Source organism: Anaerotignum faecicola (assembly GCF_003865035.1).
GTDB classification, from domain to species: domain Bacteria; phylum Bacillota; class Clostridia; order Lachnospirales; family Anaerotignaceae; genus Anaerotignum_A; species Anaerotignum_A faecicola.
Genome location: NZ_BHVZ01000001.1, coordinates 622082 through 640283, shown reverse-complemented (window position 1 = coordinate 640283; position 18202 = coordinate 622082). Strand labels below are relative to the sequence as shown.

12 protein-coding genes are annotated in these 18202 nt (G+C 48.7%); all 12 read left to right on the top strand.

Translation table 11 applies throughout. From position 1 onward, the window contains the following. Positions 1-152 precede the first annotated feature (152 nt). The 12 genes from EJE48_RS03020 to EJE48_RS02965 all read left to right on the top strand — a co-directional run bounded on the left by EJE48_RS03020 (position 153) and on the right by EJE48_RS02965 (position 18185). On the top strand, positions 153-1133 hold the full coding sequence (locus tag EJE48_RS03020; protein ID WP_124984291.1) for a 2-hydroxyacid dehydrogenase: 981 nt from the start codon (positions 153-155) through the stop codon (positions 1131-1133). 245 nt (positions 1134-1378) lie between these two features. Next, a complete protein-coding gene (pth, locus tag EJE48_RS03015) occupies positions 1379-2083 on the top strand; it encodes an aminoacyl-tRNA hydrolase (protein ID WP_124984290.1) in 705 nt (234 codons plus the stop codon). Beyond that, the gene (gene mfd, locus EJE48_RS03010; RefSeq protein ID WP_124984289.1) at positions 2080-5586 is read left to right on the top strand and encodes a transcription-repair coupling factor; all 3507 of its coding nucleotides are present in this window, start codon (positions 2080-2082) and stop codon (positions 5584-5586) included. Before pth ends, mfd begins: the two co-directional genes overlap by 4 nt. A gap of 53 nt (positions 5587-5639) precedes the next feature. Further along, positions 5640-6614 (top strand): peptidylprolyl isomerase, encoded by a 975-nt coding sequence (locus tag EJE48_RS03005; RefSeq protein WP_016407571.1) that lies wholly within the window; start codon positions 5640-5642, stop codon positions 6612-6614. Between the two features lie 497 nt (positions 6615-7111). Then, positions 7112-7933, top strand: a complete 822-nt coding sequence (locus EJE48_RS03000; RefSeq protein ID WP_118579932.1) for an EFR1 family ferrodoxin — start codon at positions 7112-7114, stop codon at positions 7931-7933. 177 nt (positions 7934-8110) lie between these two features. Beyond that, entirely contained in the window at positions 8111-8794 is a 684-nt protein-coding gene (locus tag EJE48_RS02995) for a polyphosphate polymerase domain-containing protein (protein ID WP_160117305.1), read from the top strand. Positions 8795-8815: 21 nt separating this feature from the next. Continuing rightward, entirely contained in the window at positions 8816-9490 is a 675-nt protein-coding gene (locus EJE48_RS02990) for a DUF4956 domain-containing protein (RefSeq protein WP_243107948.1), read from the top strand. A 17-nt stretch (positions 9491-9507) separates the two neighbouring features. Beyond that, entirely contained in the window at positions 9508-11403 is a 1896-nt protein-coding gene (locus EJE48_RS02985; RefSeq protein ID WP_160117304.1) for a CotH kinase family protein, read from the top strand. A gap of 104 nt (positions 11404-11507) precedes the next feature. Next, the gene (gene recD2 / locus EJE48_RS02980) at positions 11508-13757 is read left to right on the top strand and encodes an SF1B family DNA helicase RecD2 (protein WP_118579920.1); all 2250 of its coding nucleotides are present in this window, start codon (positions 11508-11510) and stop codon (positions 13755-13757) included. Then, the gene (locus EJE48_RS02975; RefSeq protein ID WP_118579917.1) at positions 13754-14464 is read left to right on the top strand and encodes a ComF family protein; all 711 of its coding nucleotides are present in this window, start codon (positions 13754-13756) and stop codon (positions 14462-14464) included. The genes recD2 and EJE48_RS02975 overlap by 4 nt, the downstream gene beginning before the upstream one ends. A gap of 768 nt (positions 14465-15232) precedes the next feature. After that, on the top strand, positions 15233-16423 hold the full coding sequence (locus tag EJE48_RS02970) for a YkvI family membrane protein (protein ID WP_016407564.1): 1191 nt from the start codon (positions 15233-15235) through the stop codon (positions 16421-16423). A gap of 274 nt (positions 16424-16697) precedes the next feature. Further along, positions 16698-18185, top strand: coding sequence for a DUF1846 domain-containing protein (locus EJE48_RS02965; RefSeq protein WP_124984288.1), 1488 nt, complete (start codon positions 16698-16700; stop codon positions 18183-18185). Positions 18186-18202: the final 17 nt, after the last annotated feature.

Genomic DNA, 18202 nt, shown 5'->3' with positions numbered 1-18202 from the left:
GTTGACAAGAAGGGTAAAATAGATTATATTGTTAAAAGTAAAACAAACAGAGTAAGACATATTTCCTATTCGCAGTGTGGGAATGGCTCTGTTTGCTATAAAATTTTACTATCCACTTATCAAATTTTTAAATTTTTAGGAGGAAGATATCGATGAAAATTGCATTCTTTGACACAAAGTCTTACTGGGTAGACGCTTTTAAACCCGTAGCAGCAAAATATGGCTATGAAATCACTTTCTTCAACGAAAGACTGACACCCGCTACAGCTCATCTGGCAGCAGGTCATGACGCTACTTGCTCTTTCGTTAATGACGAAGTTCCCGCAGAAGTTATCCGTGAACTGAAAAATCTGGGTATCAAGGTTCTGCTGCTGCGTTGCGCAGGTTTCGACAGCGTTGATCTGGATGTTGCAAAAGAATGTGGTCTGCCCGTACTGAGAGTACCCGCTTACTCTCCTCAGTCCGTAGCAGAACAGGGCGCAGCGCTTCTGATGGCTGTTAACAGAAAGCCTCATCTGTCCTATGAAAGAACAACAAAATTCAACTTCGATATCGCTGGTCTGACAGGTATCGCTCTGTACGGCAAAACAGCAGGTATCATCGGTACAGGTAAAATCGGTCAGTGCATGATTAACATTCTGAAAGGCTTCGGCATGGACATCATCGCTTATGATGCATTCCCTAACCCCAACCTGGGTCTGGAATATGTAACTCTGGACGAACTGTATGCTCGTGCTGATGTTATCTCCATCCACTGCCCTCTGATGCCCGCAACAAGACACATGATCGACAAGGATGCTATCGCTAAGATGAAAGACGGCGTTATCTTCATCAACGTTGCTCGTGGCGGTCTGGTTGACTCCGAAGCTCTGGCTGATGCAGTTGAAGCCGGCAAATTCCGTGGCGTAGGTATGGACGTTTGCGAAAAAGAACATGAATACTTCTTCGAAGACAGAAGCAACCTGAAAGAACATGACAAGACTCTGTCCAGACTGCTGGCAAGCGATAAGGTTGTTATCTCCGGTCACCAGGCATTCCTGACAGAAGAAGCTCTGGAACAGATGGCTCTGATTACAATGGATAATGCAAAGGCATTCCTGGAAGGCGCTGAACTGGTTAACGAAGTAAAATAATTTCATCTGATACATAGATAGAAATATTAAAGTGAGCACTGAAAAGTGCTCACTTTTTTATTGTTTTCTGCCGCTTTTTTATGCTATAATGACTCTGAAAAATGAACAGAATAAAGGTGCGCCCGGATAAGAAACCTTGCATTCTGAAATGCTGAAAGTTTTCTTATTGGGACACACCTTAGAACAGCAGCTCTAATTTTTTGATTAGGGCATTTCGTTGTGTTTACGGACAGGAGGAAAGGCACATGGGTCTTTTTGACAGATTTAAAAATCAGGAAGCGAGAGGGCAGGAGTTTTACTGCATCGTGGGTCTTGGCAACCCCGGCAGAGAATACGCCGAAACAAAGCATAATGTCGGCTTCTGTGTAATTGATAAGCTGGCGGAAAAATATGAGATTAAGGTGGAAAAATACAAAAACAGAGCATTGATTGGGGATGGCATGATTCGCGATAAGCGGGTGCTTCTCGTAAAGCCGCAGACCTTTATGAACCTCAGCGGCGAAAGTGTGCGTGAAATCGTGAATTTCTATAAAATTCCGCAGGAACGCTTTGTTGTCATTTTCGATGATACGAGCCTGCCCTGCGGCAGTGTGCGGATTCGCGAAAAGGGCAGCCATGGCGGACATAACGGCATCCGCAACATCATCGACCAAATGGGGACGGATGTGTTTAACCGCATTAAGGTCGGCATTGGCGAAAAGCCAAAGGGCTGGGATTTGGCGGATTATGTTCTTGCGAAATTCAGTCCCGATGATTTGCCTGCCATGGAAGAAGGCATGGAGAAGGCGGTCAAGGGTGTGGAGCTGATCCTCTCTCGCGGCGTGGCGGAGGCGGCAAACCGTGTGAACCAGAAACCGAAAAGCATGAAAAAACAGAAGGCCTTGCAGGAGCAGGCAGAAAAAGCCGAAAAAGAAACGGAAAAGACTACTGACGGGGTGAATAAAGAATGAAAGCCTTAACCGCACCGCTGACCGAATTGGGCAGTTTTCAACAGATTCTGGAAGGAATTGCAAAGGGAAATACGCCTGTTTTTGCGACAGGTGTCATTGATGCGGCAAAAAATCATCTGGCGTACAGCCTGCAGGCGGAAACAAAGCGTCCGCTTTTCCTTCTGACCTACAGTGAGCTGCGCGCGAAGGAAATTCTGGAGGATTTGACCTTTTTTACGAAGGACTGTGCATATTATCCTGCGAAGGATATCCTTTTCTACAGCGCGGATGTGCATAGCATGGAAATGAACCGCCAGCGGTTTCTGGTATTGGAGCGTCTGCTCAAGGGCGAAACGCCCATCATTGTAGCATCTGCCGAAGCGCTGTTAGATAAATATCCCCCGAAGGAAATTTTCGCCTCCTTTCGGCTGACCCTGCGGACAGGTGAAATCGTTGAAATCGCAGAGCTGACACGCAAGCTGGTACGCATGGGCTATGAGCGGACGGAGCTGGTGGAAAGCCCCGGGCAGTTCAGCCTGCGCGGCGGTATTCTGGATATCTGGTCGCTGACGGCGGAGGATGCCGTGCGTATCGAATTTTGGGATGATGAAATTGATTCTATCCGCAGCATGGATGCGCAAAGCCAGCGTTCCGTAGAAAAGCTGGAGGAGGCGAGCATCTTCCCCCTGCGGGAAATGGTTTATACCGAGGAGCAGGCAGTTTCTGCGGCGGAGCGCATCGAGCAGGAATATCGGAAGGTACTGAAAAATCTGGAGCAGAAGGGCGAAGCGGAAAATGCAGAGCGTCTGCGGGAGCATATCGGCGAGGATGCGGAACGCCTGCGTGCGGAAAAAACATTGCCTGCACTCGGGGCGTATGCCGATTATTTTTATGAAAATCCCGTCAGCCTGCTTTCCTATTTGCGGGAGGACACCCTGCTTGTGTTCGATGAGCCTGAGCGCATCCGTGAGCACATGGATATTCTGACGGAGGAATACCGCGAGAGTGTGAAGGGGCGTATCGCGCAGGGCTATTTATTGCCAGGGCAGAGCAATATGCTCTATGATTATACGGAAATTTTGCGGCAGGCGGAGGGCTTTGCGGAGCTTCTGCTTGCAGGGCTGAACCGGAAGACGGTGGATTTCCATCCGAAAACCATGGTAAATCTTTCGGTGCGCTCTACGCCTTCCTTCCAGCAGCGCGCAGACCTTTTCTGCGAGGAACTGGAATATCTGAAAAAGAACCATTTCCGCACGCTGATTCTTGCCGGCAGCGGTACAAGGGCACAGCGTATGGCAAAGGAATTGCAGGAAATGGGTCTGGAAGCCGTTTATATCGATTCTCTGGAAAAGGAGGTGCCGAAGGGTGCCGTCTGGGTGGCACGCGGCACGCTTTCTAAGGGCTTTCGGTATGATTATATTGATTTTGCCGTGTTCTGCGACAGCGAATTATTCGGCGGCAAGGAAAAGAAAAAACGAAAGAAGCGCAGGAAAAACGGCGCGGCAATCGAAAGCTTTACCGATTTGCATATCGGGGATTATGTTGTACATGATAACCATGGGATTGGCGTATTTCGCGGTCTGGAAAAAATCTCTGTCGAGGGCGTGCAGAAGGATTATATGAAGATTTCCTATCGGGATGGCGGCAGTCTCTTTGTACCTGTCAACCAGATGGATATGGTACAGAAATATATCGGTACAGGCTCTGCCGCACCCAAGCTGAATAAGCTTGGCGGACAGGACTGGGCAAAGGCAAAGGCGAAGGCGCGAAAGGCTGTGCAGATTATGGCGGAGGATCTGGTTGCGCTTTATGCAAAGCGTGCGGCGGCGCAGGGCTTTGTCTATGGTGCGGATACCGTCTGGCAGCAGGAATTTGAGGAAAGCTTCCCCTATGAGGAAACGGATGACCAGCTGAACGCCATTGAGGATGTCAAAAAGGATATGGAAAGCAGCAAGGTTATGGACAGACTGATTTGCGGGGACGTTGGCTACGGCAAGACGGAGGTTGCCATTCGTGCGGCATTCAAGGCGGCACAGGAGGGCAAGCAGGTCGCATTCTTAGTTCCGACCACCATTTTGGCACAGCAGCATTACAATACCTTTACCCAGAGAATGACGGGCTACCCCGTGCATATCGAGCTGCTCTCCCGTTTCCGTACGCCGAAGCAGCAGAAGGAGAGTTTGCAGAATATCGAAAAGGGCTATTCTGAAATTTTGATTGGGACGCATCGGATTCTCTCAAAGGATGTCAAGTTCAAGAATTTGGGGCTGATTATCGTGGATGAGGAGCAGCGCTTCGGCGTGGCGCATAAGGAAAAGCTGAAGGCGCTCAAAGAAAACGTGGATGTGCTGACGCTTTCCGCAACCCCTATTCCCAGAACGCTTCACATGAGCCTTGCGGGGATTCGCGATATGAGCCTTTTGGAGGAGCCGCCGCAGGAAAGGCATCCCGTTCAGACCTATGTGATGGAAAATAATCCCGAATTTATTCGTGAAGCCATTCACAGGGAAATCAGCCGCGGCGGACAGGTTTATTATCTCTATAATCGTGTAGAATCCATCAGTGAGGAGGCCTTCCGTGTGCAGAGGCTTGTGCCGGATGCAAATGTGACCTACGCGCATGGGCAGATGTCGGAGCGAGAGCTGGAACGCATTATGGGTGATTTCATCAGCGGCGAGATTGATGTTCTGGTCTGCACAACGATTATCGAAACGGGGATGGATATTTCCAATGCGAATACCATCATCATTCAGGATGCCGACCGCATGGGGCTTTCTCAGCTGTATCAGCTGCGCGGACGCGTGGGCAGAAGCAATCGCATTGCGTATGCGTATCTGATGTATAAGCGGGATAAAATGCTGCGCGAGGCGGCGGAAAAACGTTTGCAGACCATTCGTGAATTTACGGAATTTGGATCGGGCTTTAAGATTGCCATGCGTGATTTGGAAATCCGCGGTGCAGGCAATCTTCTTGGTGCGGAGCAGCATGGACACATGGAGGCAGTCGGGTATGATATGTATTGCCGCCTGCTTGAGGAGGAGGTGCAGAACCTCAAGGGAGATGCACCGAAGGAGGAAAAATTTGAAACCTCGATTGATTTGAATATCAGTGCCTTTATCCCTGATTTTTATATTAAGAATCAGGAGCAGCGGATGGAGCTGTATAAAAAAATCGCAGGCATCCGCACCATGGAGGAATATTACGACATGCAGGAGGAGCTCGAAGACCGCTATGGCGATTTGCCAAAGAGCGTACAGCTTCTGCTGGAGGTGGTTCTTGTGAAGGCAGAGGCACATGAGATGGGGATTCGCGCCATCAGCCAGAAGCATGGGAATCTTCTTCTGGAATTTCAGCCGCAGCCTAATATTGACCCACAGAAGCTGATGCAGCTGCTTGCAAAGGAAAAGGGCAAATATCTCTTTACCGCGGGCGCAAATCCATACCTTACCATCAAGCCGGCAAGGGGAGAGGGAGAAAAACCGCTCGAACTGATTAAAAAATGCTTTGAGGCATTGAAAGACTGAGAGAATATCTGTATAATAAAAAAACCAATATCTATGCGGAGAGAGGGTGCAGAATGAAAAAGAGAAGAAAAGGTCTGCTTGGGCTTCTGCTGGCAGGGGTGCTTGCGCTGACAGCCTGTGGCAGCGGCGGAACAGCGGATACGGTTGTGCTGAAAATTGACAATCACGATATTACGAAATATGAATATATGGTTTACCTTTATACCACAACGCAGAGCTTTGTTTCTGCGGCGGGAGAGGATGTCTGGAATCTGGATTTTGATGGGCAGACGGCGGATGAGCTGGTGGAGGAGCGCACCATCAGCACATTGCAGAGTGTGCTTGCGGCGGAGGAATATGCTGCGGCGCATGATATTGCGCTGACGGATGACCAGAAGGAGGAAGCGGCAGCGGCGGCAAAGCAGTTCCTCTCCACAGTGGATGCGGATGCGCTGAAGAAGATGGAGGTAGATGAGGAAAAGCTTGTGCCTTTGATGGAGGCCTCTTATTTGTATTCCTTGGTGTATGATTCCATTGCATCGGAATGTGCGGTGGATGAAACGGATATGGCAGATTACTACGCAGAGCAAAAGGATCAGATTCGCTCCGACTATACGGAACTGAAGGTAGCAACCATTCTGGTCGATGATGAGGAAACGGCAAATGAGGTCGCGAAGCGCGCCAAGGATGGCGAGGATTTTGCATCCTTGTTCAAGGAATACGACGTTGACCCTAAGGCGCAGAGCGGAGAGGAAAGCGGCGAAACTACCATGTATCAAAGCTATATGCTTTCCAATTTCGGGCTGACAGAAGCACCTGAGGTTGGCAAGGTGGTCGGCCCCATCAAGATGGACGAGAGTAAATATTTCATCATTAAAACGCTGGAGAAAACCGTTCCGACCGAGGAAGAAGTGAAGGAAAAGGCAGAAACCGGCTATAAGGATAAGATTCAGACGGAATATGCCGAAGCGCGCATCGATGAAATGGTGAAGGCGCAGAAGGTGGAGAAGGTTAAGAGTGTCTGGGATACTCTGGAAAAATTCCACTGAAAATCATAAAAAACGAGAAAGGATGTCTTGCGAGAGCAGGGCATCTTTTTTTGTACAGAGGATGTAAAACTGTTGTCGAAAAAAGGAAACTATGCTATGCTGAAAACAGAGGATTATCGCTTGGCGGTTCAGTCACTCTCTGCAAAGGGGGTGATGTCTATGGTTACATATGCTGATTTGTTTCAATATAGCTTAGTAATCATCGGAATTATCACCTTATGCTTTTTGCATAAGAACTGATAAGAAAACGACCGCCTAACAGAAGTTAGACGGTCAAACCCAACTATATCGGACTGACCGCCCTTCCAAAAGCGGTAATCCTTTCTTACTGTCATCATAGCACAGAGGAATAAAAAATGCAATCAAATCTGTATTTTTTTGCATAGCAGTGAGGATATGGCAGGAGAAAGCTGTAATATAGTTGAAAAAAGGGCATTTCTAAGGTATGATGAACAAAAGAGATATTTTGTTTTTCGGGTGAAGGAGGAAAATGAGAGATGGAGTTGAAAAAAGTATGGGCGATGTATTTCAGCCCGACAGGCGGAACGGAAAAGGCAGTGAAAACAACGGCGCAGGTTGTAGCCGAGAAATTGAACTTGCCCTTGGAAATTTATGATTTTACCCTGCCGCAGGGCAGAGAAAAGGATGCGGTTTTCGGCGAAGGGGATTTGGTTGTCTGCGGCACACCTGTCATTGCAGGGCGTGTGCCGAATGTATTGCTTCCCTATCTGACGGAGAAGGTAAAGGGCAACGGTGCGTATGCGGTGCCCGTGGTTTCCTTCGGCAACCGCAATTATGATGATGCGCTGATTGAGCTGAGAAATATTTTGGAGCAGGATGGCTTTCGGACGGTTGCAGGCGGTGCTTTTGTGAGCGAGCATTCCTTTTCCAAAACCCTTGCGGCAGGCAGACCCGATGCAAAGGATTTGGCAAGCATGCAGGAATTTGGCGCAAAAATCGCGGAAAAGCTGACAAGCGGCTGGGAATATACGGCTCCTGCGTCTGTGAAGGGGTGCGACCCCATTCGTCCCTATTTCAAGCCGCAGGACAGACATGGCGCGCATATCGATATTCGCAAGGTAAAGCCGAAGGTAAGTGATGCCTGTGTCGGCTGTGGGCATTGTGCGGAGGTTTGCCCCATGGGTTCCATCAGCAGAGAAAATATCAGAGAATATATCGGCATCTGCATCAAATGCTGTGCCTGCGTAAAGAAATGTCCCGTGGGGGCAAGATATTTTGATGATCCCGGCTATATCTACCATAAGGAGGAGCTGGAAGAGCTTTATGAAAGACGCGCAGAGCCGGAATGGTTTATTTAAGTCAAAATCAGGATTTTGACTTGGGAGGACAGAGTCTGCTTTTTAAAAAGGCAGGCTCTTTTTTTATTGCCCTAATGGTTTTCTAATCCTTCTTTCACATGGCTTTAACAAAAGGCTAAGTACCCCCTAATTTCTATCCCGTATACTAAAACACGAATGAGAGAGAGGTGCATTTTTATGGAAGAAAAATGGAGAAAGGAATTGAAGTATACCGTAACAGAGGGCGAGAGCATCGTAACCGCAAGAAGGCTGTCCTCCTTTATGCAGAGGGATAAAAATCTCAAGGGTGGCAGGGAATATCTGATTCGCTCGCTTTATTTTGATAATCTGTATGAAAAGGTGCTGAAGGAAAAGCTTTCGGGGACGGCTGTCCGTGATAAATTTCGGATTCGTTATTATGATTTTGATACAGCGTTTATCCGTTTGGAGAAGAAAAGCAAACGCTATGCCGTTGGGCATAAATACCAATGCCGCTTAACGGCGGAGGAGGTGCAGAAAATCATTGACGGCAACACCGCATGGATGGAGGAGGACGAACGCCCTCTGGTGCGTGAACTGTTTCTGAAAATGAAGCTGGAGCTATTCCGCCCGTCGGTGATTGTGGATTATTGCCGAGAGCCGTTTACCTACGCGCCCGGCAATGTGCGCATTACCTTCGACAGAGATATTTGCTCCTGCAAGGACATCAGGGCATTTTTCCGAAAGGATGCGCCGACGGTTCCTGTGCTGCGGGACGGCAGGTGCATTATGGAGGTAAAATATGACGATTTTCTGCCGGATGTGGTAAGCAGAACGATTTTGACAACGAAAAACAGAGAGCAGGCGTTTTCCAAATTTGCCGCCTGCAGCTTAAACGGATAATAAGAAAGGATGAGAATTTCAATGACATTTAATGACGTTTTTAAGAGCAGCTTTCTGGATAGCTTCAGTAGCTTTTCCCTTCTGGATACGGCGCTTTGCCTTGGGGCAGCGTTCGTAATCGGGCTGTTTATCTTCTATGTATATCAGAAAACCTACAGCGGTGTGCTGTATAGCCGCAGCTTTAATGTTTCCCTTGTGGCGATTCTGATGGTAACCACACTGGTCATCTGTGGTGTCACAAGCAATGTGGTATTGTCTCTGGGTATGGTTGGCGCGCTGTCTATCGTGCGTTTCCGTACTGCGGTGAAAGATCCGATGGATTTGGTGTTCCTTTTCTGGGCAATCGCGGAGGGTATTCTCTGCGGCGCAAGCCTGCTGCCTCTGGCACTGCTGGGCTGTCCCATTCTGGGCATCTTCCTGCTTGTTTTTGCAAATCATCAGCAGAAGGATAACCCTTATCTGATTATCGTGCGCCTGATGGATGGGGAACTGGAACAGAAGATAGAAGGCTATATCAGGAGCGAGGTGAAGAAAATGCAGCTGAAATCCAAAACCGTTACCGGCGAGGCAGGCACAGAAGTGATTTATGAAATCCGCCCCAAGGATAACGACAGTGCATTTGTCAATAGAATCAGCGGCATGCAGGGCGTAGAATCCGCAGTCATGGTAAGCTATGACGGGAATTATGCGGCATAATGGAAGGAGGAACTCCTTTGCATGTATTAAAAAAATATAAAGCAGTTCTGCTTTCGGGGCTGCTGGTGGTTGTGTTCTGTGTGGCGGCGTATTGCGCCGTCGGCAGGGCAGATTCGGCGGACAGCCAATATACCTACGCGGAGCATATCTTTCAGGATGATACGGTAAATGAAATCAACATTGAAATTGACGAGGCGGACTGGCAGGATATGCTGGAAAACCCGTTGGAGGAGGAATACCATAAAGCGAATATTACGATTAACGGCGAAACGGTCGGAAATGTGGCAATCCGCACGAAGGGCAACAACAGCCTGACCTCCGTGGCAAGCTCTGATTCCGACCGCTACAGCTTTAAAATAGATTTTGATTATTATGACGATAACAGCAATTATTACGGCTTGAAAAAGCTTTGTCTGAATAACAACTATTCCGACAACAGCAGCATGCGCGAATATATTTCCTATAAAATCATGGGCGAGCTTGGATTGGATGTCCCCCAATGCGGCTACAGCAACATTACCGTCAACGGTGAGGAATGGGGGCTGTATCTGGCAGTGGAGGCAATAGATGAAACCTTCCTTGAGACCCATTTTGATGATGCAACGGGCGACCTTTATAAGCCCGAAGGACAGGATGGCACAGGTGCGGATCTGGTTTATGACGGGGATGATATTTCCTCCTACACAGGACTGAACCTGAAAACAAACGAGGATACCTCTGACGGCAAGGAAATCATCGCTTTGATGAAGGCGCTTGAGGATGGCGAGAATCTGGAGGATTTGCTGGATGTGGAATCGGCGCTGAAATATATTGCGGCGAATGTGGCACTGGCGAACTTTGACAGCTACCTCGGCAATACCACGCATAACTATTATCTCTATGAGGAGGACGGCTATTTCACCGTTATCCCTTGGGATATGAACCTTGCCTTCGGCGGCTTTGGCGGCGGCGAGGTGGATATCTATGAGCCGACCAGCCAGAGCATGGGCGGTTTCGGCGGCGGAGATAAGAGGAAGGATACGCAGGATAATGATGCCGTAACCAATGCCGCAGAAAGCACCGAAGCGCAGGCGGATGCAAATAATCAGCCACAGCCACCCGATAACGCCGATATGCAGGGCGGCGGTCAGCCAAGCGGCGGCAAGCAGCCGCAGGGCATGCCCTCCATGGGCAGCGACGAGAAGCCCTTGGTGACAACCCTTCTGGAAAATGAAACCTATCGTTCCATGTACGAGGGCTATCTGAAGGAGATTGCGGAGAAATATTTCACGCAGGAATACATGACTGAGCTGGTAACGAAAATACATGACCTGATTGCGCCCTATGTGCAGAATGACCCGACTGCCTTCTGCACCTATGAGGAATTCGAGCAGGCCTGCTCCACCGACCCGACCGACCAATATTCTCTGGCTTACTATGCGGTGAATATGGCGGAAAGCATTGAAAATCAGCTAAACGGCGGTGAGCCAACCTTCAACACAAGCAGCATGCAGGGCGGCGGCTTTGGTGGCGGGAAACAGTCTGATTTTAATGGCGAAAAGCCCGATATGCCAAGCCGAACGGAGCAGACAGCGGATGCACAGCAAAATGCACAGCAGAATGACCGCCCGGCACCCCCTGACCAAAACGGTGGACAGCAGGGTGGACAGATGGACGAAAATGAGCGGAGTGGACAGCAGACTGGACAGCAGAGTGGACAGCAAAACGGACAGCAGGGCAGTCCACCCGATTTCGGCGGCGGCGAAAAGAATCCTCCCGGTATGCCCGGACAGGATAATAAAAGCGTGCGCCTTTCGGATTGCCTGCCGACGATTGCCGTCTGCGGCGGCGTGTTTGTAGTCGGTGTGGTGGTTCTGATTTTGTTCAAGCGGAAAAAAGACCTGAAGCCGCCAAAAGAAAATAAAACAGAATAAGCTTTTTGCAGAGATTTTGTATAAAAATTGGGAACGGTTGTTCCCTTTTTTTATTTGTTATGATATACTCTTAGCAGACGAAAAAACGGAAAGGAGGGAAAAGCATGGAGGATTTGAAAATTACCGGCGAGGTGGAGGATATCATTTACCGGAATAAGGATAACGGCTATACGGTTTTTTCGCTGACAACAGAGGATGATGAGGTGACCTGCGTGGGCGTTGTGCCGCAGATTCACAGCGGAGAAGCACTGGAAATTCACGGAAGCTGGGCCATGCACCCCCTTTACGGCAGGCAGGTGCAGGTGCAGTATTACGAAAAATCCATGCCGACCACCACGGCAGGGATGGAGAAATATCTTTCCTCCGGAATGATTAAGGGGATTGGGGCGAAAACGGCAAAGCGAATTGTGGAGCGCTTCGGTGAGGCAACGTTTTATGTGATTGAGGAAAAGCCTGATCTTCTGACGGAAATCAAGGGCATCAGCTACGATAAGGCGCAGAAGATTTCCGAGGTCTTCTGCGAACAGCATGAGCTGCGCAGAGCGATGATGTTTTTGCAGGGATACGATATTTCGCCTGCATACGCCATGAAGATTTATAAGAAATACAAGGCACGCACCTTTGAAATCGTGAAGAATAACCCCTATCGTCTGGCAGACGAGGTGCTGGGAATCGGGTTTAAGATGGCAGATAAGATGGCGGCGGGGGCAGGCATTGCGGCGGATGACCCCAACCGTGTGAAGGCGGCGGTGAAATATGTGCTGAATACAGCGGCGGCAAACGGCGACTGCTATCTGCCGAAGGAAAGGCTGATTGCACAGGCGGTGGATTTATTGCAGCTGCATCCGCTTGCGATTGAAAATGCCATTCGGGATTTGCAGGTAAACAGCCAGCTTTTGCAGGAAAAGCTGAACGGCGAGGATTGCGTGTATCTGAATTATTATTTTTATGCCGAAATGTCTGTTGCGAAGCGGCTGCTGGAGCTTTCCGCAGACTATGATGCGCCGAATATGGAATATGTTGCAACGGAGATTGCGAGGGTGGAAAAGGAAACGGGCGTGGTGCTGGCGGAGGAGCAGCGTGCGGCGGTGGCAGAGGCATTAAGCTGCGGCGTGCTTATCATCACAGGCGGCCCGGGAACGGGGAAAACCACAACCATCAACACTATTTTGCGGATTCTGAAAAAAGAGGATATGGATGTGGTGCTTGCGGCACCGACAGGGCGCGCGGCGAAGCGCATGACAGAGGCAACGGGCATGGAGGCGCAGACGATTCACCGCCTTCTGGGCATCAGCTTTATCGGCGAGGACAGCCGCAGGCAGACCTTTGACAAAAACGAGGAGGACCCGATTGAGGCAGATGTAATCATCATTGACGAAAGCTCGATGGTGGATATCGTGCTGATGCAGGCGCTTCTGCGTGCGGTGGAAAGCGGCTCACGCATTATTTTTGTGGGGGATGTTGACCAGCTGCCCTCCGTTGGGGCAGGCAATGTGCTGAAGGACATGATCCGCAGCGAACGGCTGAAGGTGGTGCGTCTACAGCATGTGTTCCGACAGGCGCAGGAAAGCGCAATCATCATGAATGCACACCGCATTAACCAAGGGGAGGAGCCTGTGCTGAATGAGGAGGGGACAGACTTTTTCTTCATGCGAAGGGCATACGCGGACGAGGTTGCCGGAACGATTCGGGAGCTTGTGACGAAGCGTCTGCCGCGCTTTACGGGGTGCGACGGCTTGCAGGATATGCAAATTCTAACCCCGATGCGTAAGGGGACGCTTGGCGTGCAGAATCTAAATCAAGTTTTACAGCAGACGCTGAACCCTGCCGCGCCCGATAAGCGAGAGGTGCAGTTTCGCCAGATTACCTTCCGCGAGGGAGATAAGGTGATGCAGATCAAGAATAATTACAACATCGTCTGGCGGATGTTCAACAGCCTTGGCAAGCGTGAGGACGAGGGTCTGGGTGTGTATAATGGAGATGCAGGCATCATTCTTTCGATTGACAGCCATGCGGAGCAGCTAAGGGTGGCGTTTGATGATGGCAAGGTGGTCGATTATGATTTCAGCCAGCTGGAGGAATTGGAGTTGGCGTATGCCATTACGATTCATAAATCACAGGGGAGCGAATATCCTGTGGTGATTCTGCCTGTTTACAGCGGCCCGCCGATGCTGATGACGCGCAACCTGCTTTATACGGCGGTGACACGCGCAAAACAGCTTGTGGTTCTGGTAGGACTGCGGGAGACGATTTCCGCTATGATTTGTAACGACAGAGAGATTGGCAGATATACGGGATTGGCACAGCGGATTCGGAATTTGTACGATTTTATGCATGGGGGTGATATCGTATGAAGGAGTGGCTTCTGGAATTGATTTTTCCGCCGCGGTGCGCGGTCTGCACAGAGGTGCTTGATATGGAGGAGAGAAGGGGGATTCTCTGCCACGACTGCGCGGAGCAGCTGCCATATGTGCCGAAGGGGATTTGTCCGCATTGCGGCGGCGTGACGGAAACGGCAGGATTCTGTGATTTCTGCCTGAAGGAGTTTGCATTTGAAAGCGCCTGCGCCGCTTTTCCGTACGAAACGGTACGAAGGGCAATTCATTTGTTCAAATATGACGGCGGAAAGAAAATTGGCGATGGCTTAGGGCAGCTGTTGGCGGATTACATGGAAAAATACCATGAAGCAATCTTGGCAAAGACGGATTTTGTGCTTTCCGTTCCCCTGCACCCGAAGAAGGAAAAGAAGCGCGGCTTCAACCAGACCCACATCCTCTGCGAACAGCTTTCGGCGCGGACAGGGCTTCCGTTTCGGAGGGATATTTTGGTGCGAAAGCGGGAAACGGCGGCGCAGAGTACGCTGGATTCCTCTAAGCAGCGGCGGCAGAACCTGAAAAATGCCTTTGCGGTGACGGAGGATCTGATAGGGAAGCAGGTGCTTTTGGTGGATGATATTTTCACAACGGGAACAACCTGCAACGAATGTGCGAAGGAATTATACCGCGCAGGGGCGCAGAAGGTATTTGTTTGCTGCCTTTCGGCGGCAGGAAAATTAAGTTGAAAACAGGTTTTCAACTTGTTATAGCAGAGGAATAAACAGATAGGTTCCGCGGCAAAAGCCTTGAAACCTACTGTTTTCCTCGGCGGAAGTGAATTCCGCCTGCGGATGATATTCGGGAAACGGATTTGTTTCCCGAACCCTTCCGCTATCCATAAATACTTCAGTGATGAGGTATCAGTGAAAATTATCAAAGGGATACGATGGAATGATGACTGTCGTATCTTTTTTTGTGGAAAAACACAGAGGGATACGCCACATTGTATGCAGAAAAACTGTATACATAAGGGTTAAATTGCATAATTATACGTTATATGCAGGAATCCATACATATTTTTTTGTGCGAAGTGTAAAAAATGCGAAAAAAATGAGTGCAGTTTTATTGAAAATGACGCATTTAAACGGAAAAATTTTGGATTTTGAGAAGGGAAGGAAAAATAGCAGGTGTTTCTATGCAGAAAATGACGACGTTGTCAAACAACTGAGGGGGCGAAGCGCCGAAAAATGACGTTTTTTTACAGGTGAAACGTTTTTTTGGAAGAAAAAAATACAAATGCGCCTATTGACTTTCTTGCCAAAAACGAGTAAATTTTTACAAAAGTTCAATTTTGTATGAGAAAAAGTACAAAAAGAGCTTTCGCAATTATACAGATGAAAAAGCTGTTCCGAGTAGCTTTTAAGGGATGGCAAAGGTACAAAAGAAACTCATTATTTTTCAGCATTTATTTTTACAATGAGTTGGCTTTACACAAAAGAAAAGAGGGGAATTTTATGGAAAAGAAAAAAGGCTTTTTTGAAGGCAGCTTCGGGAAATTTGTTTTGCCCGGCATTATCCTTCAGTCCGTAATGATCGGCGGCGGTTATGCAACCGGTCGTGAAATCGTAGAATACGGTGCGAAATACGGCGCACTGGGCTGGCTGTCCGGCCTGGGGACATTCTTAGGATTTGCGGTCATCGCGGCACTGACCTATGAGCTGATTCGACTGACAAAGGCATACGATTTCAAAACATTTATGAAGACCATCGGCGGCCCTTTGTGGATTGTGTTCGATATCGTTTATCTGCTGTTTATGGTTGTTATCATTGCTGTTATGGCATCTGCAACCGGTAATATCGTAGAACAAACGCTGGGATTGAACTACTGGGTCGGCGTTGTTGCCATTACAGTGGTTGTTGCGATTTTGAACTTCTACGGCTCCAGATTGATTGAACGCTTTGAAACACTGGGTACGGTTGCCCTGTATGCAGGCTACATCATCTTCTCCGTACTGGTTATCGGTACATTTGGCAAGAACATTTCTACTGTATTTGCAAACCATGACACAAGCTTTATCGGAGGCTCTGTATCCGCAGGCAAGGCTCTTTGGAGCGGCGTTCTTTACTGCGCATACAATCTGGTTGTAATGCCTGCAACCTTCTTTACAATCGAAAGACAGACCAGAAGGGTAGAATCCGTTGTTTCCGGTATTATCGGCGGCGTGCTGGCTACGATTCCCTGGTTCCTGACATACTTTGCGGTTATGTGCTTCTATCCGAATCCTGATGTTCTCGGTGCAAGCGTACCCTGGCTGGCAATGATGCAGGGAACCGCAGGCCCTGTTGTTATCGCAATCTTTGGTATTGTAATGGGCTGGACACTGATCGAAACCTCTACAGGCATCATCCATGCGGCTCTGGAGCGTGTAAACAATGGCTTGAAGGAAGCGCATAAGCCTCCTATGACAGGCAAACAGCAGGCAATCCTGACTATCATCGTTCTGGTTGGTTCTATGGTTCTGTCCAAGGTTGGCATCATCGACCTGATCGCAACGGTTTACAACGCATTGTCCTACGCTTTCCTTGCAATCTATGTACTGCCTCTGATTACAGTCGGCGTATACAAAATCTTCAAGCTGCGCAAGGCAGAAAAGGAAGAACAGAAGAAGCATGCAGTTTCCGCAACACAGAAGCATGCAGTCTGATACTCCGAAGGAATTTTTTAACACAGGTAAGAATTTACATCCATATATACATCCAAACAAAATACATCCAAAAGAGAGGAGATACCTTAGGGTATCTCTTTTCTTTTAAGGGTCGAAATAAAGGTATAGAATGGTGGCTGCTTATAACAGGTATTTTATATTTTGATGGACGGAAGTTATTTTTTGCTAAGTTTTGTTTGTAAATAGCATGAAAAAGGGTTATAATTTTCTGTGTTATAGATGTTGACGAAGGAAATATCGGGGAGAGTTAATTATGTTACGTTTAGGATTTGATAATGAAAAATATCTGCAAATGCAATCAAAGCGAATCAAAGAGCGTATCAGCCAGTTCGGCGGAAAGCTCTATCTGGAATTCGGCGGAAAACTGTTTGATGATTACCATGCATCGCGTGTTCTGCCCGGCTTTAAACCGGACAGCAAAATCAATATGCTGGTGCAGCTGAAGGACGAGGCGGAAATTGTGCTTGTTATCAGTGCAGGTGATATTGAGAAGAACAAGGTCAGAGGAGACCTTGGCATTACCTATGATGCGGATGTGCTGCGGCTGATTGATGCGTTCCGTGGCTATGGGCTGTATGTAGGCAGCGTTGTGCTGACGCAGTTTGGCGGACAGGCAAGCGCGGTTGCGTATGAAAAGAAGCTGGAGGGCCTTGGAATTCGGGTATACAAGCACTACCCCATCGAGGGCTACCCTGCCAATATTCCCCATATTGTGAGCGAGGACGGCTTCGGGAAGAATGATTATATTGAGACAGAGCGTTCTCTGGTGGTGATCACCGCACCCGGCCCCGGCAGCGGCAAGATGGCAACCTGCCTTTCTCAGCTTTACCATGAAAACAAGCGCGGCGTGAAGGCGGGCTATGCGAAATTTGAAACCTTCCCCATTTGGAATATTCCCCTGCGCCACCCGGTTAATTTGGCATACGAGGCGGCAACGGCGGATTTGAATGACGTGAATATGATTGACCCCTTCCATCTGGAGGCGTATGGAGAAACGACCATCAACTACAACCGTGATGTAGAGGTATTCCCTGTGCTGAACGCAATGTTTGAGCAGATTTACGGGGAATCCCCCTATAAATCCCCTACGGATATGGGCGTAAACATGGTCGGGAACTGTATTTTTGACGATGAGGCGGTTTGTCAGGCGGCAAGAACGGAAATCGTCAGAAGATATTACAAGGCACTTTGCGACCACAGAAAGGGACTGCTGGCGGATGATGTGATTTATAAGCTGGAGCTTCTGATGAAGCAGGCGGGCACAAGCATTGCCGACAGAACGGTTGCGACAGCGGCAAACAAGAGAGCGGAAGAAACGGGCGAGCCTGCTGTGGCAATCGAGCTGCCGGACGGGACAATCGTGACGGGCAAAACAAGCGCACTTCTGGGGGCATCCTCCGCAATGCTTTTGAATGCACTGAAAAAGCTGGCAGGAATTGCAAAGGAAGTGAAGCTCATTGCACCTGAAATTATCGAACCGATTCAGAAGCTGAAGGTTGGACATCTGGGCAACAGAAATCCGCGCCTGCATACGGATGAGGTACTGATTGCGCTGAGTATTTGTGCGGTGAATGAGCCAAAGGCGGCATTGGCACTCAAGCAGCTGGAAAAGCTGAAATGCTGCGAGGTACATTCGACGGTAATCCTATCCTCTGTGGATGAAAATGTATTCAAGAAGCTGGGCATCAACCTGACCTGTGAGGCAAGATACGAAACAAAGAAGCTCTTCCATAGAAATTAAATACAGGACTTTGACAG

Excerpts from the sequence above, each read along its gene's own strand:
- EJE48_RS03020 (WP_124984291.1), top strand. The coding sequence starts at position 153 with ATGAAAATTGCATTCTTTGACACAAAGTCTTACTGGGTAGACGCTTTT.
- pth (WP_124984290.1), top strand. The coding sequence starts at position 1,379 with ATGGGTCTTTTTGACAGATTTAAAAATCAGGAAGCGAGAGGGCAGGAG.
- mfd (WP_124984289.1), top strand. The coding sequence starts at position 2,080 with ATGAAAGCCTTAACCGCACCGCTGACCGAATTGGGCAGTTTTCAACAG.
- EJE48_RS03005 (WP_016407571.1), top strand. The coding sequence starts at position 5,640 with ATGAAAAAGAGAAGAAAAGGTCTGCTTGGGCTTCTGCTGGCAGGGGTG.
- EJE48_RS03000 (WP_118579932.1), top strand. The coding sequence starts at position 7,112 with ATGGAGTTGAAAAAAGTATGGGCGATGTATTTCAGCCCGACAGGCGGA.
- EJE48_RS02995 (WP_160117305.1), top strand. The coding sequence starts at position 8,111 with ATGGAAGAAAAATGGAGAAAGGAATTGAAGTATACCGTAACAGAGGGC.
- EJE48_RS02990 (WP_243107948.1), top strand. The coding sequence starts at position 8,816 with ATGACATTTAATGACGTTTTTAAGAGCAGCTTTCTGGATAGCTTCAGT.
- recD2 (WP_118579920.1), top strand. The coding sequence starts at position 11,508 with ATGGAGGATTTGAAAATTACCGGCGAGGTGGAGGATATCATTTACCGG.
- EJE48_RS02975 (WP_118579917.1), top strand. The coding sequence starts at position 13,754 with ATGAAGGAGTGGCTTCTGGAATTGATTTTTCCGCCGCGGTGCGCGGTC.
- EJE48_RS02970 (WP_016407564.1), top strand. The coding sequence starts at position 15,233 with ATGGAAAAGAAAAAAGGCTTTTTTGAAGGCAGCTTCGGGAAATTTGTT.
- EJE48_RS02965 (WP_124984288.1), top strand. The coding sequence starts at position 16,698 with ATGTTACGTTTAGGATTTGATAATGAAAAATATCTGCAAATGCAATCA.